The sequence below is a fragment of the Frateuria sp. Soil773 genome, from assembly GCF_001428405.1.
GTDB lineage: Bacteria > Pseudomonadota > Gammaproteobacteria > Xanthomonadales > Rhodanobacteraceae > LMSL01.
Genome location: NZ_LMSL01000039.1, coordinates 403963 through 427587, shown reverse-complemented (window position 1 = coordinate 427587; position 23625 = coordinate 403963). Strand labels below are relative to the sequence as shown.

Annotated in this window: 24 protein-coding genes; 14 read left to right on the top strand and 10 right to left on the bottom strand. The window is 70.1% G+C overall.

What is annotated here, in order from left to right; translation table 11 throughout:
* Positions 1-263 precede the first annotated feature (263 nt).
* Positions 264-764 (top strand): signal peptidase II, encoded by a 501-nt coding sequence (lspA, locus tag ASG87_RS13845; protein WP_056006189.1) that lies wholly within the window; start codon positions 264-266, stop codon positions 762-764.
* 50 nt (positions 765-814) lie between these two features.
* Entirely contained in the window at positions 815-1777 is a 963-nt protein-coding gene (gene ispH, locus ASG87_RS13840; protein ID WP_056006186.1) for a 4-hydroxy-3-methylbut-2-enyl diphosphate reductase, read from the top strand.
* Between the two features lie 27 nt (positions 1778-1804).
* Here ispH and cysS read toward each other — a convergent pair whose 3' ends face one another.
* Positions 1805-3181 (bottom strand): cysteine--tRNA ligase, encoded by a 1377-nt coding sequence (gene cysS, locus ASG87_RS13835; RefSeq protein WP_056006183.1) that lies wholly within the window; start codon positions 3179-3181, stop codon positions 1805-1807.
* A 159-nt stretch (positions 3182-3340) separates the two neighbouring features.
* On the opposite strand from cysS, the gene ASG87_RS13830 reads away from it, so the two are divergent.
* From ASG87_RS13830 to argC, 8 genes are all read left to right on the top strand, one after another.
* The gene (locus tag ASG87_RS13830; protein ID WP_056006179.1) at positions 3341-3868 is read left to right on the top strand and encodes a glycine zipper 2TM domain-containing protein; all 528 of its coding nucleotides are present in this window, start codon (positions 3341-3343) and stop codon (positions 3866-3868) included.
* 382 nt (positions 3869-4250) lie between these two features.
* Positions 4251-5258, top strand: a complete 1008-nt coding sequence (locus tag ASG87_RS13825; protein ID WP_056006177.1) for an N-acetylornithine carbamoyltransferase — start codon at positions 4251-4253, stop codon at positions 5256-5258.
* Between the two features lie 10 nt (positions 5259-5268).
* On the top strand, positions 5269-5889 hold the full coding sequence (locus ASG87_RS13820; RefSeq protein WP_056006174.1) for an FMN-binding negative transcriptional regulator: 621 nt from the start codon (positions 5269-5271) through the stop codon (positions 5887-5889).
* Positions 5886-6359, top strand: a complete 474-nt coding sequence (locus tag ASG87_RS13815) for an OsmC family protein (RefSeq protein WP_056006172.1) — start codon at positions 5886-5888, stop codon at positions 6357-6359. Before ASG87_RS13820 ends, ASG87_RS13815 begins: the two co-directional genes overlap by 4 nt.
* Positions 6360-6438: 79 nt before the next feature.
* Positions 6439-7686 carry an argininosuccinate synthase gene (locus ASG87_RS13810; RefSeq protein WP_200949119.1) on the top strand — a complete coding sequence of 416 codons (1248 nt, stop codon included), beginning with the start codon at positions 6439-6441 and terminating at the stop codon, positions 7684-7686.
* Positions 7683-8783 carry an acetylornithine deacetylase gene (locus ASG87_RS13805; RefSeq protein WP_056006166.1) on the top strand — a complete coding sequence of 367 codons (1101 nt, stop codon included), beginning with the start codon at positions 7683-7685 and terminating at the stop codon, positions 8781-8783. The genes ASG87_RS13810 and ASG87_RS13805 overlap by 4 nt, the downstream gene beginning before the upstream one ends.
* A complete protein-coding gene (locus ASG87_RS13800; RefSeq protein ID WP_082582974.1) occupies positions 8770-10086 on the top strand; it encodes an acetylglutamate kinase in 1317 nt (438 codons plus the stop codon). Before ASG87_RS13805 ends, ASG87_RS13800 begins: the two co-directional genes overlap by 14 nt.
* 5 nt (positions 10087-10091) lie before the next feature.
* A complete protein-coding gene (gene argC, locus ASG87_RS13795) occupies positions 10092-11048 on the top strand; it encodes an N-acetyl-gamma-glutamyl-phosphate reductase (RefSeq protein ID WP_200949106.1) in 957 nt (318 codons plus the stop codon).
* A 22-nt stretch (positions 11049-11070) separates the two neighbouring features.
* Here the strand turns inward: argC and ASG87_RS13790 are convergent, their stop codons facing one another.
* The 5 genes from ASG87_RS13790 to ASG87_RS13770 form a co-directional block, all read right to left on the bottom strand.
* A complete protein-coding gene (locus tag ASG87_RS13790) occupies positions 11071-11658 on the bottom strand; it encodes a C40 family peptidase (RefSeq protein ID WP_056006160.1) in 588 nt (195 codons plus the stop codon).
* A 61-nt stretch (positions 11659-11719) separates the two neighbouring features.
* Complete coding sequence (locus ASG87_RS13785; RefSeq protein ID WP_056006157.1) at positions 11720-12946, bottom strand: TonB family protein; 1227 nt, start codon at positions 12944-12946, stop codon at positions 11720-11722.
* A gap of 1 nt (position 12947) precedes the next feature.
* Positions 12948-13340, bottom strand: a complete 393-nt coding sequence (locus ASG87_RS13780) for a BlaI/MecI/CopY family transcriptional regulator (protein WP_056006527.1) — start codon at positions 13338-13340, stop codon at positions 12948-12950.
* 79 nt (positions 13341-13419) lie between these two features.
* Positions 13420-14673: a hypothetical protein gene (locus ASG87_RS13775; protein ID WP_056006155.1), complete on the bottom strand. Its 1254-nt coding sequence runs from the start codon at positions 14671-14673 to the stop codon at positions 13420-13422.
* Positions 14674-14818: 145 nt separating this feature from the next.
* The gene (locus ASG87_RS13770; protein WP_056006152.1) at positions 14819-16144 is read right to left on the bottom strand and encodes a hypothetical protein; all 1326 of its coding nucleotides are present in this window, start codon (positions 16142-16144) and stop codon (positions 14819-14821) included.
* A 117-nt stretch (positions 16145-16261) separates the two neighbouring features.
* Between ASG87_RS13770 and ASG87_RS13765 the strand changes: the two genes are divergently transcribed.
* The 4 genes from ASG87_RS13765 to ASG87_RS13750 all read left to right on the top strand — a co-directional run bounded on the left by ASG87_RS13765 (position 16262) and on the right by ASG87_RS13750 (position 20134).
* Positions 16262-17521 (top strand): FAD-dependent oxidoreductase, encoded by a 1260-nt coding sequence (locus ASG87_RS13765; RefSeq protein WP_056006149.1) that lies wholly within the window; start codon positions 16262-16264, stop codon positions 17519-17521.
* A gap of 50 nt (positions 17522-17571) precedes the next feature.
* Entirely contained in the window at positions 17572-18915 is a 1344-nt protein-coding gene (gorA, locus tag ASG87_RS13760; protein WP_056006146.1) for a glutathione-disulfide reductase, read from the top strand.
* A 23-nt stretch (positions 18916-18938) separates the two neighbouring features.
* On the top strand, positions 18939-19724 hold the full coding sequence (gene hutG / locus ASG87_RS13755) for an N-formylglutamate deformylase (RefSeq protein ID WP_056006523.1): 786 nt from the start codon (positions 18939-18941) through the stop codon (positions 19722-19724).
* Between the two features lie 185 nt (positions 19725-19909).
* Complete coding sequence (locus tag ASG87_RS13750) at positions 19910-20134, top strand: hypothetical protein (RefSeq protein WP_157511095.1); 225 nt, start codon at positions 19910-19912, stop codon at positions 20132-20134.
* 63 nt (positions 20135-20197) lie between these two features.
* Here the strand turns inward: ASG87_RS13750 and ASG87_RS13745 are convergent, their stop codons facing one another.
* The 4 genes from ASG87_RS13745 to ASG87_RS13730 form a co-directional block, all read right to left on the bottom strand.
* A complete protein-coding gene (locus ASG87_RS13745; RefSeq protein WP_056006140.1) occupies positions 20198-20626 on the bottom strand; it encodes a Rid family hydrolase in 429 nt (142 codons plus the stop codon).
* Positions 20623-21285, bottom strand: coding sequence for a carbonate dehydratase (gene can / locus ASG87_RS13740; protein ID WP_056006137.1), 663 nt, complete (start codon positions 21283-21285; stop codon positions 20623-20625). The genes ASG87_RS13745 and can overlap by 4 nt, the downstream gene beginning before the upstream one ends.
* A gap of 10 nt (positions 21286-21295) precedes the next feature.
* Positions 21296-22762: an aldehyde dehydrogenase gene (locus ASG87_RS13735; RefSeq protein WP_056006134.1), complete on the bottom strand. Its 1467-nt coding sequence runs from the start codon at positions 22760-22762 to the stop codon at positions 21296-21298.
* A 67-nt stretch (positions 22763-22829) separates the two neighbouring features.
* Complete coding sequence (locus tag ASG87_RS13730; RefSeq protein WP_056006131.1) at positions 22830-23621, bottom strand: SDR family oxidoreductase; 792 nt, start codon at positions 23619-23621, stop codon at positions 22830-22832.
* Positions 23622-23625 lie beyond the last annotated feature (4 nt).

Below are 23625 nucleotides of genomic sequence, written 5' to 3'. Positions count from 1 at the left end.
GCGCGCCAGGTGTTGCGATCCGGCCGCACCGCGTTGTTCGCCACCCGCCAACCCGGCACAGGCCGGGATCCGGCGGCTTGCATGTCCCAGAGCCCGAAGCCACTGGATCCCGGCTTGCACCGGGATGACGGTGCTATGGTCTCGGACTTTTCCGCTTTTCCCTTTCGCATTCGAAAGCCGATTTTTTCCCGCAAGCCAACGCCCTCCCGCAAACAGGGCGAGCGGCGAGCCGGAAGCCTCGCACCCATGACTGGCGAACCCACATGACCCACAAGCCCAACGCCTTGCCCTGGCTGCTGCTTTCCGCCGCCGTCATCGTCCTCGACCAGCTCAGCAAGTGGTGGGCGCTGGTCGCGCTGCAGCCGGCCGGTACGCCGCATCCGGTGATCCCGGGCCTGCTCAACTGGACGCTGGCCTTCAATACCGGCGCCGCGTTCAGTTTCCTTGCCGACGGTACCGGCTGGCAGCGCTGGTTCTTCGTGGCGCTGGCGGTGGTGATCAGCGTCATGCTGGTGGTATGGCTGGCGCGCACGGCGCGCCGGGACTGGCGCAATGCCGCGCCGCTGGCACTGGTCATCGGCGGTGCGTTGGGCAACCTGATCGACCGCCTGCACGCGGCCCAGGTCACCGATTTCATCCACGTGCATTTCCGCCAGTGGAACTATCCGGTGTTCAACCTGGCCGATTGCGCGATCACCGTCGGCGCGGTGCTGCTGGTGGCGTTCGGGCTGTTCGGCGGCAGGGAGAAAGGCGACGTGCGATAATCGCCGCCTTCCCCTTTACTCGCATGGCGGGCCGACGCCAGGCTTTCATTATGGACATCCTGCTTGCCAATCCCCGTGGCTTCTGCGCCGGCGTCGACCGCGCCATCGCCATCGTCGAGCGCGCGCTGGAATCCTACGGCGCGCCGATCTACGTACGGCACGAGGTGGTGCACAACCGCTACGTGGTCGACAAGCTGCGCGCCGACGGCGCGGTGTTCGTCGAGGAACTGCACGAGGTGCCCGACGGCGCCACGGTGATCTTCAGCGCGCACGGCGTGTCGCAGGCGGTGCGCGAGGAAGCGGACCAGCGCCGGCTCAAGGTGTTCGACGCCACCTGCCCGCTGGTCACCAAGGTGCACATGGAGGTGGCGCGGCTGGGCCGGATCGGGCGCAGCGTGGTGCTGATCGGCCATGCAGGCCACCCCGAGGTGGAAGGCACGATGGGTCAGTGGAACGAGGCCAACGCGGGCGAGATCCTCCTGGTGGAGTCGGTCGAATCGGTCGCCACGCTGGCGCCGAGGTTCCCGCACCAGTTGTCCTACGTCACCCAGACCACGCTGTCGGTGGACGACACCAAGGCGATCATCGAGGCGCTGCGCGCGAAGTTCCCCGACATCGAGGGGCCGCGCAAGGACGACATCTGCTACGCCACGCAGAACCGCCAGGATGCGGTGCGCCGGCTGGCCGACGCGGTCGACCTGATGCTGGTGGTCGGCTCGGTCAACAGCTCCAATTCCAACCGCCTGCGCGAGCTGGCCGAGAAGCAGGGCGTACGCTCGTTCCTGATCGACGGCGCCGAGCACATCGAGCGTAGCTGGCTGGACGGCGTGAGCCGCATCGGCCTCACCGCGGGCGCCTCGGCGCCGGAGAAGCTGGTGCGCGACGTGATCGCGCGCCTGCAGTCGTGGGGCGCAGGCGAGGTGCGCGAGCTGGACGGCGAGGCGGAGACGATCACCTTCGCGCTGCCGAAGGAACTGCGCATCGCCGGCGGCAACGTGCCGGCGAGCCTGTAGCGGCCGGCGCCCGCGCCGGCGGCGGCTTCAGGATTTCAGCACGCTCCAGCGCGTGCCCTGGGCGCCATCCTCGATGGCGACGTTCATCGCCGCCAGTTCGTCGCGGATCGCATCGGCGCGCTTGAAATCGCGCGCCGTGCGCGCCGCGCGGCGTTCCTCCAGCAGGGCCTCGATGCGTGCCTCGTCGATCGCCTGGTCGGCGCTGCCGCGCCTGAACCAGGCTTCCGGGTCCTGCTGCAGCAGGCCGAGCAGGGCGCCGCCGCCGAGCAGGGCGGCTTTCGCCCCGGCGCTGCCGTCCTGGCGCGCCGTGTCGGCGAGCAGGGCCAGTTCGGCCAGCGCCTGCGGCGTGTTGAGGTCGTCGCACAGCGCGGCTTCCACCCGTTCGGGGACGGGCAGCCGCGCGGCATCCACCTCCACCGCGGCGAGGTCGCGCAGTACGCGGTACCAGCCGTCGAGCGTGCTGACCGCCTGCGCGATGGCGCCTTCGGACCAGTCCAGCGGCTGCCGGTAGTGGCCGCGCAGCAGCAGCAGGCGCAGCGCCTCGGGCGGGTGCAGCTTCAGCAGTTCGTGCACCAGCAGCACGTTGCCCAGCGACTTGGACATCTTGCGGCCGTCGAAGGTGAGCATGCCGTTGTGCATCCACCAGCGCGCGAAGGTCTTGCCGCCGTGCGCGCAGGTGGACTGGGCGATCTCGTTCTCGTGGTGGGGAAACTGCAGGTCGACGCCGCCCGCGTGGATGTCGATGGTCTCGCCCAGGTGCGCCGCGCTCATCGCCGAGCATTCGATGTGCCAGCCGGGGCGGCCCCGGCCCCAGGGGCTGTCCCAGCCCGGCAGTTCCGGCGTGGACGGCTTCCACAGCACGAAGTCGGCGGGGTTCTTCTTGTAGGGCGCGACCTCGACGCGGGCGCCGGCGATCATTTCCTCGGTGTCGCGGCCGGACAGCGCGCCGTAGGCCGGGTACGAGTCGACGTCGAACAGCACGTGGCCCTCGGCCGCGTAGGCGTGGCCGCTGGCGATCAGCGATTCGTTCATCGCGATGATCTGGCCGATATGGGCGGTGGCGTGCGGCTCGACGTCCGGCGCGGCGATGCCGAGGCCGGCCATGTCCTCGCGGTAGGCCCGGATGTAGCGCTCGGTGACGGCGGAGATGTCCACGCCGAGATCCTGGGCGGCGGCGTTGATCTTGTCGTCCACGTCGGTGATGTTGCGGGCGTAGACCACGTTCGGGTAATGCCGCCGCAGCAGCCGCGCCAGCACGTCGAACACCACCGGGCCGCGCGCGTTGCCGATGTGCACGTAGTTGTAGACCGTGGGCCCGCACAGGTACAGGGTCACCCGGTTCGGGTCGAGCGGGACGAACGGCTCGGTACGGCGGGTCAGGCTGTTATGGAGCGAAATCGGCATCGACGGGTCCGCGGGCAGGGCACAGGTCAGCCGTGCATCTTAACAAGGTGTAAGCGGCCCGGCCGGGGTCCAGCCATTCTAAGCGTTGATTCAGTGTGAATTTGCTGCAATGAGACACGCGCAGAGAAGCGCCTACACGTCCCGAGCCAAGAGGTCGCCATGACCAAGCTGTTTCTCCCCGCGCTGGCGCTTGCCCTGGTGGCAGCCGGCGCGTCTGCGCAGGACGCGCGTTATGCGAACAACGACGACAATACCCACTACGGCTGGGCCGATGTCCTGCGGGTGGACCCCGTCTACGGCATCGCCCGCACCGAGGTGCCCCGGCAGGAATGCTACGACCAGCCCGTGGTACGCCACGAGGGCGGCAACTCCACTGCCGGCACCCTGCTCGGCGCGGTGATCGGCGGCGTCCTGGGCAACACGGTCGGCAAGGGCGACGGCCGCAAGGCGGCTACCGTCGCCGGCGCCGTGGCCGGCGGCGCGATCGGCAACGGCGTCTCGCGCCGCGGCGGCGACTACCAGGACACCGAGACCCACTGCCGCGACGTCAGCTCGGTCAGCGAGCAGCGCCGCCTGACCGGCTACGACGTGGAATACCGCTACCACGGCGAGGTCTACGTCTCGCGCCTGAACTACGACCCCGGCGAGCGGCTGCGGGTACGGGTGAGCGTGGCGCCGGCGGACTGAGCCGCCAACCATCGCCAACCTCGATGCGCCCCCTTGCCCAAGGGGGCGTTTTTTGTGCGGTGGGCCACGGCCTTGAGCCTTGTCCCGTGCCGGCCGCGCCAGATCGCGCCGAATTTTGTTGCACGGCAGCGATATTCTCGTCATCATGGCAGGACGATTTCCCGGAACCCTCATGTCTACAGCCGTCTATACCGCCAACGTCCTGACCAGCGCCCGCATGGCCGCCGGGATGACGTCGCGTGCCCGTCGACCGATGAACCGACATCCGGCCGGGTAGGCTGTCGCGCGCATTTCATGCAAGTCGACGACAAAACCCGGCCTCGAGCCGGGTTTTTTGTTTTCTGGATCTGACTCACGCGGCTGCCGCCGCAGGGAAAAACCGATGACTCTTCGCCACTTCCTCACCACCCAGGACTACAGCCGCGCCGAGATCGACGCGTTGCTGGAGCAGGCGGCCGCCTTCAAGCGTTCGCCGCGCGGCCAGCAACTGGCCGGCAAGTCGGTCGCGCTGCTGTTCTTCAACCCGTCGATGCGCACCCGCACCAGCTTCGAGCTGGGCGCGTTCCACCTGGGCGGCCACGCGATCGTGCTGGCGCCGGGCAAGGACGCCTGGCCGATCGAGTTCGAGGCGGGCAGCGTGATGGACGGCGACACCGAGGAGCACATCGCCGAGGTGGCGCGCGTGCTCAGCCGCTACGTCGACCTGATCGCCGTGCGCGCCTTCCCGAAGTTCCAGGACTGGTCGGTGGACCGCGAGGACAAGGTGATCAAGGCGTTCGCGCAATACGCCACGGTGCCGGTGATCAACATGGAGACGATCACCCACCCCTGCCAGGAGCTGGCGCATGCGCTGGCGATGAAGGAACACCTGGGCGACCTGACGAAGAAGAAGTACGTGCTGACCTGGACCTACCATCCGAAGCCGCTGAACACCGCGGTGGCCAATTCCGCGCTGCTGATCGCCACCAAGATGGGCATGGACGTGACCCTGCTGTGCCCCACGCCCGACTACGTGCTGGACGAGCGCTACATGACGTCCGGACGTCTGAACGCCGAGCAGAACGGCGGCTCGCTCAAGGTCAGCCACGACATCGAGGAAGCCTACGCCGGCGCCGACGTGGTCTACGCCAAGAGCTGGGGCGCGCTGCCGTATTTCGGCAGGTGGGAGCAGGAGAAGCCGATCCGCGAGGCGCACCGGCACTTCATCGTGGACGAGGCGAAGATGGCGCTGACCAACCATGGCCTGTTCAGCCACTGCCTGCCGCTGCGCCGCAACGTGAAGGCCACCGACGCGGTGATGGACGCGCCGTACTGCATCGCCATCGACGAGGCCGAAAACCGCCTGCACGTGCAGAAGGCGGTGATGGCACTGCTGGCGGGCCAGGGCTGAGCCGGCCGTCATGTATACGCCGAAGCACTTCGCCGAGACGCGCACCGAGGCCCTGCACGGGCTGATCCGCGACTACCCGTTCGCCAGCTTGGTGGTGCAGGGGCCGGATGGACTTGTCGCCAACCATTTGCCGTTCGAGCTGGTGGACGGGGTCTTGCACGGCCACGTGGCGCGCGGCAACGAGCTGGCCCGGCTGGACGGCGCCGAGGTGCTGGCGATCTTCCGTGGCCCGGACGGCTACGTCAGCCCGAACTGGTATCCGAGCAAGCACGAGACCGGGCGCGAGTTGCCGACCTGGAACTACGCGGTGGCGCACGCGCACGGCCGGCTGCGGGTGACCGGCGACGCGGCCTGGCTGCGCCGGTTGCTGGAAAGGCTCACCGATCGCCACGAGGCCGGCCAGCCGCAGCCGTGGAAGATCGGCGATGCGCCGGACGACCACGTCGAGAAATCGCTGCGCGCGATCGTCGGCCTCGAAATCGCCATCGACCGCATCGAAGGCAAGTTCAAGCTGAGCCAGAACCATCCCGGGCGCAACCGCGAGGGCGTGATCGCCGGCCTGCGCGAACGCGACGGCGACGGCGACGCGGAACTGGCCGACCTCATGGTCCGACAGGAGACGAAGCCGTGACACGCCCACATCACTACCGCGTCGACGTGGAATGGACCGGCAACCGCGGCAGCGGCACCGACGGCTACCGCAACTACGGCCGCGACCACGTGATCCGCATCGAGGGGAAGCCCGATATCGCCGGCTCGTCCGATCCCACCTTCCGTGGCGACGCCTCGCGCCACAACCCCGAGGACATGCTGGTGGCCGCGCTCTCCACCTGCCACATGCTGTCCTACCTGCACATGGCCACCGTGGCCGGGGTGGTGGTCACCGCCTATGCCGATGCCGCCGAAGGCACGATGCAGACCGAAGGCGACGGCGGCCGCTTCACCGAAGTGGTGCTGCGCCCCACGGTCACGATCAGCGCCGCCAGCGACCCGGCCAAGGCCCAGGCCGCCCACGAGGCGGCGCACCACGCCTGCTTCATCGCCAACTCGGTGAATTTCCCGGTGCGCTGCGAGCCGCGGGTGGTCGTGAGCGGGGAATAGGGAATCGGGAATAGAGAATCGTCCAGAGCAGTTTTTCGTAACTTGTCCGTTTTGCCACGTCCGCATTTTCCAGGAAACCATCATGTCGAACGCTTCTACCATTCCCCATTCCCCATTCCCCATTCCCGCCCCCGGAAAAGGCAGGCACATCGTGCTTGCCTTTTCCGGGGGCCTCGACACCAGCTTCTGCGTGCCCTACCTCCAGGAGCGCGGCTGGGCCGTGCACACCGTGTTCGCCGATACCGGCGGCGTGGACGCCGAGGAGCGTGCCTTCATCGAGAACCGCGCGAAGGAGCTGGGCGTGGCCAGCCACGTCACCGTCGATGGCGGCCCGGCGATATGGGAGGGTTTCGTCAAGCCGTTCGTGCAGGCGGGCGAGGGCTACCAGGGCCAGTATCCGCTGCTGGTGTCCGACCGCTACCTGATCGTGGAGGCCGCGCTCAAGCGCGCCGCCGAACTGGGCACGCGGGCGATCGCGCACGGCTGCACCGGCATGGGCAACGACCAGGTGCGCTTCGACCTGGCGGTGAAGGCGCTGGGCGACTACGAGATCGTGGCGCCGATCCGCGAGATCCAGAAGGAGCACACGCAGACGCGCGCCTACGAGCAGAAGTTCCTGGAGGAGCGCGGCTTCGGCGTGCGCGCCAAGCAGCAGGCCTACACCATCAACGAGAACCTGCTCGGCCTGACCATGTCCGGCGGCGAGATCGACAAGTGGCAGGCGCCGGGCGAGGGCGCGGTGGGCTGGTGCAAGCCGCGCGCCGAATGGCCGTCCGAACCGCTGCGCGTGAAGATCGGTTTCGTCCGCGGCGAGGCGGTGACGCTGGACGGCGAGAAGATCGCCGGCCATCGGCTGCTGGCCAGGCTCAACGGCCTGTTCGCGCAGTACGGCGTGGGCCGTGGCATCTATACCGGCGACACCACGATCGGCCTGAAGGGCCGCATCATCTTCGAGGCGCCGGGCCTCACCGCGCTGCTCGCCGCGCACCGCGCGCTGGAGGAAGCGGTGCTCAGCAAGCAGCAGAACCGCTTCAAGCCCGAAGTGGCGCGCAAGTGGGTGGAGCTGGTCTACGAGGGCTTCTTCCACGACCCGCTGAAGACCGACCTGGAAGCGTTCCTGGCATCGAGCCAGGCCGCGGTCAACGGCGAGGTGACGCTGGAAACCGCCGGCGGCGTCGTCAACGCCGTGGCGGTGGAGTCGAAGCACATCCTCAACGCCAAGGGCGCCACCTACGCGCAGTCGGCCGACTGGGGCGTGACCGAGGCCGAGGGCTTCATCAAGCTGTTCGGCATGAGCAGCACGCTATGGGCCGAGGTCAACCGATGAGCGGCCTGCTCGACGCGACGCTGGAACACTTGAGGGCACTGGTCGGCTTCGACACGCGCAATCCGCCGCGGGCGATCGGCACCGGCGGCATGTTCGACTACCTGCGCGCGCAGTTGCCGGACTTCGAGGTCACGGTGACCGACTACGGCGCCGGCGCGGTGACCCTGCACGCGGTGCGCGGCCAGCCGAAATACCTGTTCAACGTGCACATGGACACGGTGCCGGATTCGCCGCACTGGAGCGCGGACCCGCACGTGCTGCGCGTGGAGGGCGACCGTGCGATCGGCCTCGGCGCCTGCGACATCAAGGGCGCGGCGGCGGCGCTGCTGGCGGTGGCGCGCGCCACCGAGGGTCCGCTGGCGCTGCTGCTGTCCACCGACGAGGAGGCGAACGACGCGCGCTGCATCGCCGGCTTCCTCGCCGGCAAGCCCGGGTACGAGGCGGTGATCGTCGCCGAGCCGACCCGCGGCGAGGCGGTGCTGGCGCATCGCGGCATCCATTCGGTGCAGATGCGTTTCAGCGGCCGCGCCGGGCATGCCTCGGGCGAGCAGCAGGCGTCCGACAGCGCGCTGCACCAGGCGGTGCGCTGGGGCGGCGCCGCGCTGGATTTCGTCGCGGCGCAGTCGCACGAGCGCTTCGGCGGGCTGACCGGGCTGCGTTTCAACATCGGCAAGGTCGAGGGCGGCATCAAGGCGAACATGATCGCGCCGACCGCCGACGTGCGCTTCGGCTTCCGCCCGCTGCCGTCGATGGACGCCGACCGCCTGCTGGAAACCTTCCGCACCCTGGTCGAGCCGCATCCGGTGGAGTTCGGCGAAACCTTCCGCGGCGATTCGCTGCCGGCCGGCGACACCGCCACGGCGGAAGCGCGCCGGCTGGAGGCGCGCGACCTGGCCGACGAGCTGGGCATCCCGGTGGGCAACGCGGTCGACTTCTGGACCGAGTCGGCGCTGTTCTCGGCCGCGGGCTACACCTCGTTCGTCTACGGCCCGGGCGACATCGCCCAGGCGCATGCCGCCGACGAATGGGTGGCGCTCGACCAGTTGCGGCGCTACGCCGAAACCCTCTACCGGATCGTGAGCCGTGGAAACGCATAAGCACACCAGGAAGACCATCGTACGGCTGCTCTCGGCGATGGGCAGCGCGAAGGAGATCCAGCAGTACCTCAAGCGCTTCTCGCAGCTCGACGCGAAGCGCTTCGCCGTGGTCAAGGTCGGCGGCGCGGTGCTGCGCGACGAGCTGCCCGACCTCACCTCGTCGCTGACCTTCCTGCAGCAGGTCGGCCTCACCCCGATCGTGCTGCACGGCGCCGGGCCGCAACTGGACGAGGAACTGGCCGCGGCCGGCATCGAGAAGCAGACCGTCAACGGCCTGCGGGTGACCTCGCCGAAGGCGCTGGCGATCGTGCGCAAGGTGTTCCAGCAGCAGAACCTGCGGCTGGTGGACGCGCTGCACGCGATGGACACCCGCGCCACCTCGGTGCCCTCGGGCGTGTTCGCCTCCACCTACCTGGACCGCGATACCTACGGCCTGGTTGGCAAGGTCGCCAGCATCAACCTGGCGCCGATCGAGGCCAGCCTGCGCGCCAACTCGATCCCGGTGATCGCCAGCCTGGGCGAGACGGCGGAAGGGCAGATCCTCAACATCAACGCCGACTTCGCCGCCAACGAGCTGGTGCGCGTGCTGCAGCCGTACAAGATCGTCTTCCTCACCGGCACCGGCGGCCTGCTCGACGGCCAGGGCAAGGTGATCGACTCGATCAACCTCAGCACCGAGTTCGAGCACCTGATGGCGCAGCCGTGGATCAACGGCGGCATGCGGCTGAAGATCGAGCAGATCGCCGACCTGCTGGCCGACCTGCCGCTGACCTCGTCGGTGTCGATCACGCGGCCGTCCGAGCTGGCCAAGGAGCTGTTCACCCACAAGGGCTCGGGCACCCTGGTGCGGCGCGGCGAGAAGGTGCTCGCCTTCGACTCGTGGGAGGGCATCGACCTGGCGCGGATGCGCGGGCTGATCGAGTCCAGCTTCGGCCGCACGCTGGTGCCGGACTATTTCGAGCGCACCCGGCCCCACCGCATCTACGTCAGCGAGAACTACCGCGCCGCGATGATCCTCACCCGGGAGGACGGACTGACCTACCTGGACAAGTTCGCCGTGCTCGACGAGGCGCAAGGCGAGGGCCTGGGCCGGGCGGTGTGGCTGGTGATGCGCGAGCAGAACCCGCAACTGTTCTGGCGCTCGCGCCACGGCAACAACGTCAACCCGTTCTACGACGCCGAATGCGACGGCTGCCTGAAGCAGCCGCGCTGGAAGGTGTACTGGTACGGCATCGACGACTTCGACACGATCGGACGCTGCGTCGCGCACTGCGCCACGCGGCAGCCGACCCTGATGGATTGATCGACATGAGCATGACGAAGAAGACGGTCGGCATCGTCGGCGCCCGTGGCCACACCGGCGCGGAGCTGATCCGGCTGGTCGCGGGGCACCCGGCGCTGGAACTGGCGTTCGTGTCCTCGCGCGAGCTGGACGGCCAGCGCGTGGACGCGCACGTGGCCGAGTACCGGGGCGAGCTGCGCTACAGCTCGCCGGCGCACGAGGAGCTGCCGCGACTGGGCGCCGACGTGGTGGTGCTGGCGCTGCCCAACGGCAAGGCCGCCGCCTGCGTCGCCGCGTTCGACGCGGCCGGCGCCGACCCGGTGATCGTCGACCTGTCCGCCGACCATCGCTTCGACGACCGCTGGTACTACGGCCTGCCGGAACTGACCCGCGACAGGTGGCGCGGCGAGCGGCGGATCAGCAACCCGGGCTGCTACGCGACCGCGATGCAGCTCTCCATCGCGCCGCTGAAGGACCTGCTGGCCGCGCCGCCGGTGTGCTTCGGCGTCTCGGGCTACTCCGGCGCCGGCACCACGCCGTCGGACAAGAACGACCCGGACAAGCTGCGCGACAACCTGATGCCGTACGCGCTCACCGGCCACATGCACGAGCGCGAGGCCAGCGCGCACCTGGGCCTGCCGGTGGAGTTCATGCCGCACGTGGCGCCGCATTTCCGCGGGCTCACCGTCACCACCAGCCTGTACCTGGCGCGCGCGGCGAAGCGCGAGGACGTGCTGCAGCGCTTCCGCCAGGCGTATGCCGGCGAGAAGCTGGTGTCGGTGGTGGACGAGGCGCCCTGGGTCAGCCGCATCGCGCACCGTCACCACGCCGAGGTCGGCGGCTTCGCGCTGTCGGCCGACGGCAAGCGGGTGGTGGTGGTGGCGACGCTGGACAACCTGCTCAAAGGTGCCGCGACCCAGGCGATGCAGAACATCAACCGCGCGATCGGCTGCGCCGAACTCGAAGGGATCCCGCTGCCCTAGCGCGGCGGCCGGGCGTGCCTGCTCAGTCGAGCAGGCGCTTGCCGTAGGCGAAATGGTCGCGCCAGTACGGCCCGTCGATGTCGTCCAGGCGCACCGTGCCGCCGCTGTTCGGCGCGTGCACGAAGCGCCCCTTGCCGACGTAGACGCCGACGTGGCTGATGCCGCCGCGGCCGCCGAAGAACACCAGGTCGCCGCTGGCCAGTTCGGTCATCCGCTTCACCTTGCGGCCTTCCACGCGGGCCATCTCGCCGGAGGTGCGCGGCAGCAGGATGTCGGCCGCATTGCGGTAGATGTAGTCGACCAGGCCGCTGCAGTCGAAGCCGCTCTCCGGGGTGTTGCCGCCCCAGCGGTAGGGCGTGCCGACCAGGGCGATCGCGCGGAACAGCACGTCGTTCGCGGTGCCGGCGCTGGCCGCCGAGGGCGCGCGCGCCGGCAGGCCGGCCAGCGACGAGTGCGAATCCTTGTAGGTGGGCTGGCGCTTGTGCGGCGTGCCGGCGCAGGCGGCCAGCAGCAGGGCGGCGGCGCTGACCGAAAGCAGCCGGGGCGCCGAGCGGAGCGGCAAACGGAACGAGCGGTTCGCCGCAAGCGTGGCTGCGAAGTCCTGGCGCATAAGCGATAACCTCGGCGTAGGCGCGTCGAGGTTATCAAATCAATGGCTTGTGTAGAAGTCCTTAGGAACTGGACGAGGATTTGGGAGTGTTCGCCGCCGGTTCGGACAGCGGATCGAGACGGAAATCGACCGGGACGCGAACGTGGCCCTCGACGGCCCTGCCTTGCCGCAGCGCGGGATTGAAACGCCATTGCGCGGCGGCATCGGTCGCTGCCTTGACTAGGCTGGCCGACGCCGTGGTCTGCCGCGGTTCGACCTCGATCCTGCGCGGTTTGCCGTCGGTGCCGACCAGCACGTCCAGCAGCACCATGCCCTGTTCCCGGTTCTTGACCGCATCGGCGGGATAGAGGGGCGGGGTGCGCAGGTTGTAGCCCAGGTCCTGGCTGGCTGCCGCGGTGCGGGCGGACGTGCCGGCCTGCGCGACCAGGACACTGCCGGCCATCAGGGCGCCGAGGAGGACGAGGCCGGAATGGCGGCGCAGGGAACCGGGACGATGACGCTGGATCATGGTGAGGCGCTCCTTCAGTTGGGGCTCGGCGAGCCAGGGGATCAGCGCCGGCAGGGCTTCCGTGCCGGTGCCGTGCAGCAGGGTCCGGGCATAGCGCGACTCGGCTTCGGGCATGGCGCGCAATACGTGCTCGTCGCAGGCCAGCTCCTGGTCGAGCCGGAACCGCGACAGGGCCAGCCATGCCAGCGGGTGGAACCAGAGCAGGGCGAACAGCAGCTCGGCGAGCAGGCGCCACAGCGGGTCGCCGCGGCGGAGATGGGAAAGCTCGTGGCGCAGGACCAGTTCGCGCTGGGCGGCGTCGAACCTGCGGTGGAAATCCGGCGGCAGCAGCAAGAGCGGCCGCGGCGCCCACAGCACGGCCGGGCCGGCGGCATGTTCGCGCAGGCGATGCCGCCGGAGGCCTGGCAGGGGTGGCAGGGTGCGCCGCAGTGGCGCCTGCAGCGGGCAGGTGCCGAGCAGCAGGCGCGCATACTGGATCGCCAGCCGCAGGACGAGCACGCCGGCGCCGGCCAGCCACAGCGCCGGCAGCCATCCGGCGGAGGGGGCGGGCGCGGCGGCGGAGCCCGGCAGGGCAGCGGCGGCCGGCAGCACGTGGACCGCCTGGACCAGCGCCGGCACCGGCGCCGGCAGCCAGGACAGCAGCGCCATCAGTGGCGGCAGCAGCCACAGGGTGAAGGCCGGCCCCGCGCCGAACAGCCGTCGCGCGGGACGCCGCGCCAGCAGCACCAGCGACAGGCCCAGCGTGACCATGGTCAGCGTGCGCAGCAGGCCGGCGTCCATCTCAGCGCTCCTTGCGCTCGATCGCGTCGAGCAGCTTGCGCAGTTCGGCGACGTCTTTCGCGTTGAGCTTTTCGTGCTGGCTGAAGTGCGCCAGCAGCGGCGCCACCTTGCCGCCGAACACCCGGTCGAGCAGGCTGCGGCTTTCCTGCGCCTGCCATTGTTCGCGCGCGAGCAGGGGCGAGTAGAGATAGCGGCGGCCGTCGCGCTCGGCCCGCACCGCACCCTTGCCGAGCAGGCGGTTGAGCAGGGTGCGGATGGTTTTCTCGTGCCAGCCGGTGGGTTCCAGCAAGGCGGCCACGATGTCCTCGGAGGTTTGCGGCGCCTGTCGCCAGAGCACTTCCATCACGCGGCTTTCGGCTTCGCTGATCGATGGGGTTGCGGGTTTCACGGGGATACGGCGCTCCATCGCGGGCCAGTTGGATTACGTGTGTAGTCGAAATCTATATTACACATGTAATTGACGGGCGCAAGGGCTAGGGCGGCGATACCCGCACGTTGCGCTCTCCCAGGGGCCGGCCGAGGCTGTCCCAGGCGCGCAGGCGGTAACGGCCTGGGCGCAGGTATAGGGTTGCCTGCCGGTCGTCGGACAGGAAGGTCGTGCGGTCGGCGGGTATGGCGTCGTCGGGTTCGGCCGGATAGTGCGCCTCGACCACGCACGGCAGCGTATGCCGGCACAGGTCGGTATTGACCATGTGCGGGCGGCGGAGCCCGCCCAGGGCGAGCCAGCGCGGGCGTCCCCAGCGGCCGGAGGGCGGCAGGATCACGCTGGCGTCGTAGCGCGTCGGGGCGCTGCTCCATGGTTGCCGGCCATCGCGTCGCACCAGCACGGTGGGGCGGCGCACGTCGAAATCGCCCACCAGTTGCATGTAGGGATCGGCCTTGTACGCGTAGCCGACCCAGCGGAACTGGCTCTGGTCGATGCACAGCGGCTCGATGCCGGTCAGTTGCCGCAGCTGCATGGCCATCGGCTCGATGCCGCCGAGGCGGCCGGTGGACTTGTCGATGTGCGCGTAGCCCGCATGCACGAACAGGCGCGCGCCGGGATGGCCGGCGAATACGCGCTGGTACAGGTGGCGGGCCTGGTCGGCTTCGCGGACGGCGTTGTCGGCGCTTGCCGAATCGTAGGGCACGACGACGAAACCGAGCCGGAGCGCCTCGCGCACGATCTCGCCCAGCAGTGGTTCGCGCAGGTATTCGCTGCCGCTGGCGGGAATGGGATAGCCGCGCTTCGCCAGTGCATCATCGCGCTCGCTGAGCGCCTCGGCGGCGAAGTGGGTGAAGCCCAGCGCGCGCAGGCGCGGCAGCAGCTCAAGGGTCAGCTCGCGGGTATGCGCGTCGTGGTGCGCTTCGTTGACCATCACGATGCGCCGGTCGCGGGCGAGCGAGACGATGGCGTCCGCCGCGTCCATGGCGCGCCATGCGTCGGTGCGGGGCAGGGTCTCCGGCGCCGGCAGGTCGCGGTTGTCGAACGGGAACTGCCGCACCGCATCGTCGTAGAGGCCCAGTTCGCTCTCGGTCGAGGCGAGCAGTTGCCCGGCGAGCTGACGGTCGGCCGGGTCCCGTCCACGCACGACCTCGCTCAGGTACTGGTAGCGGGCCAGGTCGTTCGTCAGCCCTGCCACGTGCATGTACAGCTCGTGCGGGCCCGGCGCATGCGGATGGGCGCCCGCGGCGGAAGACACTGGCACGGCGAGGCACAGCAAAGCGATCAGGCGGCGGGCCGGCATGGCGGGGATTCCATGGGGACTGCGCGCAACTTACGCCGCAGGATGGCCCGGCGTAAGTCCCCCGTGGAAGCGTCCGCCGCGTCCGAAGCATTCACCCCGGGAAGGGCGCGCGAGCGGCCGCATGGCGGCGTGTATGCGGCTTGCGCTATTGCGGGACTTCGACCGTCTGCGCGGCAAGCGTATTGCCCTGGGCGTCCCAGGCACGCAGGCGGTACGGGCCGGGAAACAGGTAGAGCGCGACGTTTCCGGGCTGCACGAAGGTATAGCGGTCCGCGGCGATGGCCTTGTCCGGCTCGCTGGCGTAGTGGGCTTCCACGACGCAGGGAAGCGTCTTGGCGCACAGCGTGGCGCTGTCGATCGGCAGCGCATGCCGCTGGCCGCCGAGTGGCAGCCAGCCGGGGCGCAGCGGCGGGCCCGCCGGCGCCTGCACGGAAATGCCGATCATGCCGAAGGTCTGCCAGGCCGGGACCAGTTGTTTGGCGTCACCCAAGCTGGCTTCCAGCGGCACGATGACGCTCACGTCGTACTGTCCGGGGATGGCGCTCCAGGGGGTGCCGCTGGTGCGGTTCACGAGGACCGTCGGCAGCTTCGGCTGGAAGTTGGTTGTCAACTGGTGGTAGGCGTCCAGCTCGTTGCCTGAATTGACGTCGCGGAACTGGGTCTGGTCGATCGACAACGGCTCGAAGCCGGTCAGTTCGCGCAGCCGCATGGCCAGCGGCTCGACCTTGCCGAGGCGACCCTTGGCCTTGTCGATGTGGGCAAAGCCGGCATGTACGAACAGGCGTGCCGAAGGGTCCTTGGCGAACACCCGCTGGTACAGGTTCCTGGCCTGGTCCGCTTCGCGCTCCTCGGTGCCGTGCGCGGAGGAGTCGTAGGGCACCACGACGAAGCCGAGCTTGAGGGCGGTGCGGATGATCTCCCCGTACAGCGGCTCGTGCAGGTACTGGCTGCCGCTGGCGGAAACCGGATAGCCGCGCTGTTGCAGTTCGGCGTCCTTGTCGCCGAGCGCCTCGGCCGCGAAATAGTTGAAGCCGAGCGCGCGCAACCGCGGCAGCAGCGCCAGGGTGAGTTCGCGGGTATGGGCGTCGTTGTGCGCCTCGTTGACCATCACGATGCGGCGCTTGTCGGCCAGCGCGGCGACGGCCTCGGCGGCATCGACGGCCTTCCATTCGGCGGGCGACGGCTGGACCAGTTGCGGCAGCATGGGAGGCACCAGCGGAAAGTGGCGGACCGCCTCGTTGTAGAGCCCCAGCTCGTCCTCGCTCCATGCCAGCAACTGCATCGCGGTCATCCGGTCGCTGGCCGAGAGCTTCGGCAGCGCCTGGGTCAGGTAGGCGTAGCGCGCTAGGTCGTTGTTGATGGGCTGCAGGTCGTGCAGCAGATCGGCGATGGATACGTCCTTGGCCCCTGCCGTCCCGGCTCCCAACGCCATCAATGCGGTGATGCCTGCCAGGAGGGTGCGTGTCTGCATGGACGGGACCCGGTCGGTTTGTCTGCGGTTGGACGACAGCGTGCATTCAGCTTTCCGAATATGCAAGACCTCCGCCGGCGCCGGGGGGCTTGGGCCCGGCGCCGCTACAATGAGCGAATGGATGCTTCCCGCAGTGACGTATTGGTTCTTGGTGGCGGTGTCATCGGCCTGAGTTGTGCGCTGTTCCTGCTCAGGTCCGGGGCGAGCGTGCGCGTGCTGGAGCAGGGCACGCCCGGCTGCGGCAGCTCGCACGGCAACTGCGGCACGATCACCCCCAGCCATGCCGCGCCGCTGGCGATGCCGGGCATGCCCGGCATCGCGCTGCGCTCGATGCTTCGCGCGGACGCGCCGCTGTACCTGAATCCGCGGTTCGACGGACCGCGCCTGCGCTGGCTGCTGGGTTTCGCGCGGCATTGCAACTGGCGCGACTTCGCGCGGGCCGCCGAGGCGCGGGCGGCGATCCTGCTGCGCTCGCGCCGGCTGCTGGCGGAACTGGTGCGCGAGCAGGGGCTGGACTGCGAGTTCGCCGAAGCCGGCGAACTGTACGTGTACCGCACGCCCCGCCTGCTGGCTTCCGACGAGCGCCACCATGCCGCGCTGCTCGACCGCCTCGGCATCGAGGTGCGGCGCCTGCGCGGGAACGAGGTCGAGGAGGCCGAGCCGGCGCTGAAGCCCGGCGTGGCCGGCGGCCTGTTCCATCCGGGCGATGCACGGCTGCGGCCGGACCGCTATGTCGCCGGGCTGGCGCAGCGCGTACGCGAGCTGGGCGGGGTGATCGAGAGCGGCGCGCGGATCGACCACCTCGAGGCCCGCGACGGCCGCGTCAGCCATGTGCGCAGCACCCGCGGGGTCTTCCACGGCGGGCAGGTGGTGATGGCGCTGGGCGCCTGGTCGCCCCTGCTGGGCCGGATGCTGGGGCTGCGCCTGCCGATGCAGCCGGGCAAGGGCTATTCGCTCACCTATACCCGTCCGGTGCGGGCGCCGCGCCATGCGCTGGTGCTGCGCGAGGCGGCCGTATGCGTCACCACCTGGGCCAGCGGCTACCGGCTGGGCAGCACGATGGAATTCTCCGGCTATGCCGAAGGGCTCAACCGCACCCGGCTGGATGCCCTGCGGCGCGGCGCGGCGGCCGGCCTGCACGAGCCGGAGGGGCCGCAACTGCTGGAGGAGTGGTGGGGCTGGCGCCCGATGAGCGTGGACGAGGTGCCGATCATCGGGCCGAGCACGCGCTGGTCGAACCTGCACCTGGCCACCGCGCACGGCATGCTGGGCGTGAGCATGTCGGCGGCCACCGGCGAACTGCTGGCGGCGCAGCTCGCCGGCCGGACGCCCGAACTGGACCCGGCGCCCTATGCGCCGGCGCGCTTCGGCCTGTAGCCGCCACGCGCCATGGATGCCGGACGGTCCACCTTGCGGAGATCCAGCGCATGACCAAGCAATTCGACCTGATCGTGCTCGGCGCCGGTTCGGCCGGGCTGACCGTGGCGCAGCGCGCGGCGCGGCACGGCGCCCGGGTGGCCCTGATCGACCCGGGCCTGATGGGCGGTACCTGCGTCAATCTCGGATGCGTGCCGAAGAAGGCGATGTGGTTCGCCGCGCAACTGGCGCAGGCCCAGGTGCTGGCGGTGGACTACGGCTTCGACCTGGCGCCGGGCCGGCTCGACTGGCAGCGGTTCCGGCAATTGCGCGATCGCTACATCGAAGGCATCCGGCAGCGCTACGACCGGCGCCTGCGGGAGGTCGGCGTGCAGGTGATCGGCGAGGCCGCGCGGTTCGTCGCCGCCGATACCGTGGAGACGGCACAGGGCACGTGCTGCCGCGCGCCGCAGGTGGTGATCGCCACGGGGGCCAGCCCGCGCCGGCTGGAACTGCCGGGCTTCGGGCTTGGCATGGTGTCCGACGACATGTTCTCGCTGGATGCGGCGCCGCGGCGGATCGCCATCGTCGGCGGCGGCTACATCGCCACCGAGTTCGCCTGCTTGCTGCGCTCGCTCGGCGCCGAGGTCGAGCTGCTGATCCGCGAGCGCCTGCTCGATACCTTCGACGCGGAGATGGCGCAGGCCCTGTGTGAGCGCATGCAGGCGCAGGGCATCCGCGTCGCGCGCGCCGACGTCCGCGGCGTGCGGGGCGCACCGGGGGCGCTCTTGCTGGACGACGCGACCGGCGCCGTGCACGGCCGCTACGACGCGCTGCTGTGGGCGGTGGGGCGCGTGCCGAATACCCGCAGCCTGGGGCTGGAGGAGATCGGTGTCGCGCTCGATCCGGGCGGGCACGTCCGGGTGGACGCATGGCAGAACACCACGGTACCGGGCATTGCCGCGCTCGGCGACGTGACCGCGCGCAAGGCGCTGACGCCGGTGGCGGTGGCCGCGGGCTACGCGCTGGCCGAGCGGCTGTTCGGTGGCAAGGCCGACGCGCGCTTCGACTACGAGCTGGTGCCCAGCGTGGTGTTCGCCGAGCCGCCGCTGGGCATGGTGGGCCTGGGCGAGGCCGAGGCGCGCGAGCGCCATGGCGATGCGGTGCGCGTCTACACCCGCCGCTTCACGCCGCTGCAGCTTGCCGTTGCCGGCCATGCGGCGCCCAGCCTGATGAAGCTGGTCTGCCATGGCGACGACGACCGCGTGCTGGGCATCCACGTGCTGGGGCCGGGAGCCGACGAGATGCTGCAGGGCTTCGCGGTGGCGTTGCGCAAGGGCCTGACCCGGCACGAACTGCGCGCGGCGGTGGCGATCCATCCCACCTCGGCGGAGGAACTGCTGTTGCCGCGTTGAGCATGGGCGGCGACACTTGGCGGATGGACGCCACCTATACCCTGGAGCAGGGCACCGCGCCGCTGCTGATCAGCCTGCCGCACGACGGCAGCCACATTCCTCCCGCCATCGCCGAGCGCATGCGGCCCGCCGCGCGGCGGTCGCCGGACACCGACTGGCACGTCGGGCGGCTGTACGCGCCGCTGGCGCAGGCGCTGGGCGCCAGCGTGCTGCGGCCGCTGGCCTCGCGCTACGTGGTCGATCTCAACCGCCCGGCGGACGGGCACGCGCTCTACCCGGGCCGGCGCGAGACCGGCCTGGTGTCCACCATCGGCTTCGACGGCGAACCGCTGTACCGCGATGCCGCCGCCGAGCCGGACGCGGACGAAATTCAACGGCGGGTAAACGCATTCTGGCGGCCTTACCACGAGGCGCTGCAGCAGGAACTTGCGAGGCTGCGCTCGTTGCACGGCCGGGTCGTGCTGTGGGAAGGCCATTCCATCCGCACCCGGGTGCCGATGCTGTTCGACGGCGAACTGCCGGAGTTCAACCTGGGCACCGCCGACGGCGCCAGTTGCGGCGCGGACCTGCAGCGAAAGCTGGCGTCGGTGCTGGAGTCGCAGCAGGGCTACAGTTTCGTGGTCAACGGCCGCTTCAAGGGCGGCTACATCACCCGCCACTACGGCCGGCCCGGCGAGGGCGTCGAGGCGATACAACTGGAGCTGGCGCAGCACAGCTACATGGACGAGGACAGTTTCGCCTATGCCCCGGACCGGGCGCCGGCGGTGCAGGCGGTGATCGAGCGGCTGCTGCGCGCCTGCCTGGGCTGAACGCAGGATATTGCGGAAATTTCCGGCGCGTCGATAAGTCAAGAGGCGGCGCCGCGGCGCGTACCGGGAAGGGCCGCGGCATTCAGTCGCCGTATCCGGGAACTGCCGCAATGTGCAGCCGCCGTGCCGCCCGCGTGGTCGGGTTCCGACCGGGTCCACGGCCCTACACATTCGAGGGCTTACCCATGCGTAAACTTGTGATCGCTTCACTGCTCGCGGCAGGCGTCGCCCTGTGCGGTTCCGTGATGGCCCAGGAGGCTGCCCCGCAGGCAGCGGCGACCAAGTCGACGACCGACCAGGCCGCCGCACCGAAGCCGGCCAAGCACCATCACCGCAAGCACCACAAGGCGGCCGCCAAGGCGGGCGACAGCATGGCGGCGCCGGCCGCCACGGGTTCGAGCGGCAAGTAACGAGCACGCCGCTGCATCCGGCTATACGGACCCCGGACGGCCTGGCCGCCGGGGTTTTTCATCTCACCCGCCGGCGGGCGGCAGCGCGGCCACGCACTTCAGCTCGATCGCGATGGGCGTGGGCAGGGCGGTGATGCCCAGCGTGGTGCGGCAGGCGTCCACGCCGGCGAAGCACTCGGCGTAGATGCGGTTGTAGGCGGCGAAATCGCGCGCCATGTCGGTGAGGAAGACGGTGACGTCGACCAGGTCTTCCCAGCGCGCGCCGCTGGCCTCCAGCACCGCCCGCACGTTGGCGAACACCTGGCGGCACTGCGCCTCGATGTCGTAGGCCACCAGCCTGCCGCCGGCGTCGTGCACGTTGCCGGGGATCGCGTTGCTGCCCGGCTGGCGCGGTCCCACGCCGGAGAGGAACAGCAGGTTGCCCACGCGCCGCGCGTGCGGGTAGGCGCCTACCGGCGCCGGCGCCGCGTCGGTGCGCACGATGTCGCTCACTGCGCTTTCCAGCGCTCGGCGAGGCTGGCCAGCACGTTTTCGTAGGTGGCGGGCAACTGCTCGTGGTTGCGCGCGTCCAGGCCGAGGTCGGTGATGAGGCCGTCCTCGAGGCCGTAGATCCACGCGTGCACGGCCAGCGGCTGGCCGCGCTCCCAGGCTTCGCGCACCACCGTGCTGTGGCACACGTTCATCGCCTGCTCGACCGCGTTGAGCTCGCACAGGCGCGCGTGGCGCACCGCGAATGCGACGGCCGGGTCGAGCTTGTCCGGATGCTTGAGCGCGACGTCGCCGATGTGGCGCAGCCAGTTGTCGATCAGGCCCAGCCGCGACTGGTTCAGCACCGCGCCGACGCCGCCGCAGCCGTAGTGGCCGACCACCAGGATGTGCTTCACCTTGAGCACGTCCACCGCGAACTGGATGGTGCTGAGCGCGTTGAGGTCGGTATGCACCACCACGTTGGCGACGTTGCGGTGGACGAAGATCTCGCCCGGCGGCAGGTCGACGATCTGGGTGGCCGGCACGCGCGAATCGGAGCAGCCGATCCACAGGTACTTCGGCGCCTGCTGCTGGGCGAGCTTTTCGAAGAAGTCCGGTTCCCTGGCGGTGACGTCGGCGGCCCAGCGCCGGTTGTTGGCCAGCAGGTCTTTCAGCGAGTTCATCGGAGTTCCTTCAGTAGCGGATGCAGACGTTTTTCGGTTCGGTGAAGAAGCGCAACGCCTCGGTGCCGCCCTCGCGGCCGACGCCTGACTGCTTCACGCCGCCGAACGGCGTGCGCAGGTCGCGCAGCATCCAGCAGTTGACCCACACGATGCCGAATTCCAGTTGCGCGGACAGCCGGTGCGCGCGTGCGAGATCGCGCGTCCACAGCGAGGCGGCCAGGCCGTAGCCGGTGCCGTTGGCGATGGCGAGCGCCTCGGCTTCGTCCTCGAACGGGATCAGGGTCACCACCGGGCCGAAGATTTCCTGCTGGTTGGTGGCCGCCTCGTTCGGCAGGCCCTCGATCACCGTGGGCGCCACGAACCAGCCGCCGGCGCAGCGGCCCGGCCCGGCGACGGCCTCGCCGCCGCACAGCACGAGGCCGCCTTCGGCGCGCGCCTGGGCGATGCAGGCCATCACCTTGTCGAAGTGCGGCTTCGAAACCAGCGCGCCGAGGTCGCTGGACGCGTCGCGCGGATCGCCCACGCGCAGCGCGCGCACGCGTTCCAGGTAGCGTGCGCGGAAGCTCTCGTAGATCGGTCGCTGCACCAGCAGCCGCGAGCCGCACAGGCAGATCTCGCCCTGGTTGGCGAAGCCCGAGCGCACGAGGGTGTCCATGTCGGCGTCGGAAAGGCCCGCATCGGCGAACACGATCGCCGGGTTCTTGCCGCCCAGTTCCAGCGACACCTTCTTGAAGTGCGGCGCGGCCGCCGCGGCGATCCGGGCGCCGGTGGCGGTACTGCCGGTGAAGGAGACCGCCTTTACCGCGGGATGCTCGACGATGGCCTGGCCCACGGCTGGCCCGCGGCCCTGCACGATGTTCAGCACGCCGGGCGGAAGGCCGGCCTCGATGCTCAGTTCGCCGAGCAGGGCGGCGGTGCAGGGCGTGACCTCGGAAGGCTTGGCTACCACCGCGTTGCCGGCCGCCAGCGCGGGCGCGATCTTCCAGGTGAACAGGTACAGCGGCAGGTTCCAGGGGCTGATGCAGCCGACCACGCCGAGCGGCTGGCGCAAGGTGTAGTTGATCGCGCCGCCGTCGGGCGCGCCGGTTTCGGTGGCGTGCGATTCGCTGCCCCAGGTCGTCGCCGCGGCGGCGAAATAGCGCAGGTTGCTGACCGCGCGGGGGATGTCCAGGCCGCGCGCAAGGGCGAGCGGCTTGCCGCTGTCGCGCGATTCCAGCTCGGCGAAGGCTTGCAGCCGCGCCTCGATCAGGTCGGCCAGCCGCTGCAGCAGCCGTGCGCGCTGCTCCGGCGGCGTATGGCCCCAGCCGGGCGCCGCGCGCCGGGCGGCCTCGACGGCGGCGGCGACGTCGGCGGCCTGGCTGTCGGGACAATGCGCGAAGACCTCGCCGGTGGCCGGCTCGTGGATCTCCAGCCAGTGGCCGTCGATCGGGGCCTGCAGGCGACCGTCGATCAGGTTGGCGAGACGCAGGCTTGTCATCCGCGCAAGCTTAAGGCCTGGGCCGGGCAAATGCACCGGACGCCGGCGTATGCGCCCGCCTGCGCGCTCAACTCAGGGCGCGCGTGCGGCCGCCGTCCACCGCGATGCTAACGCCGTTGACGTAGGCGGCGGCCGGGGTGCAGAGAAAGGCGATCACCGCCGCCACTTCCTCCGGCTGGCCGAAGCGCCGCGCCGGCACGCCGGCCAGCAGGCCCTGCGCGATGTCGTCGGCGCTGCGGCCGGTGTTTGCCGACTGCGCGGCCAGCAGACCGTCCAGCCGGCTGGTGCGGGTGTAGCCGGGCAGCACGTTGTTGACCGTGATGCCGTCGGTGGCCAGCTCGCTGGCCAGCGTCTTGGACCAGCCGGCGACCGCGGCGCGCACGGTGTTGGAGACGCCCAGGCCGGCGATCGGTTCCTTCACCGAGGTGGAGATCACGTTGACGATGCGTCCGTAGCCGCCGGCGCGCATGCCGGGCAGCAGTGCCTGCACCAGCGCCTGGCCGGCCAACAGGTGCTGGCGGAACGCGGCCTCGAAGGCGGTCGGCTCGGCGGTGTGGGCCGGGCCGCCGGGCGGGCCGCCGGTGTTGTTGATCAGGATCTGCGCCGGATGGGCGATCGCCAGGTCGGTGGCGACCGCCAGCAGCGCGCCGGTGTCGAGCATGTCCACCGCGTGCCAGCGGTGCTCCTGCTCCGCATGCGACCGCGGCAACTGCCCGGCGAGTTCGGCCAGTGCGTCGGCCGAACGGGCCAGCAGGGTGACGCTGGCGCCCAGTCCGGCCAGTTCGATCGCGGTGGCGCGACCGATGCCCTGGGAGGCGCCGCAGACCAGGGCGTGACGACCAGTCAGATCCAATTGCATCGCT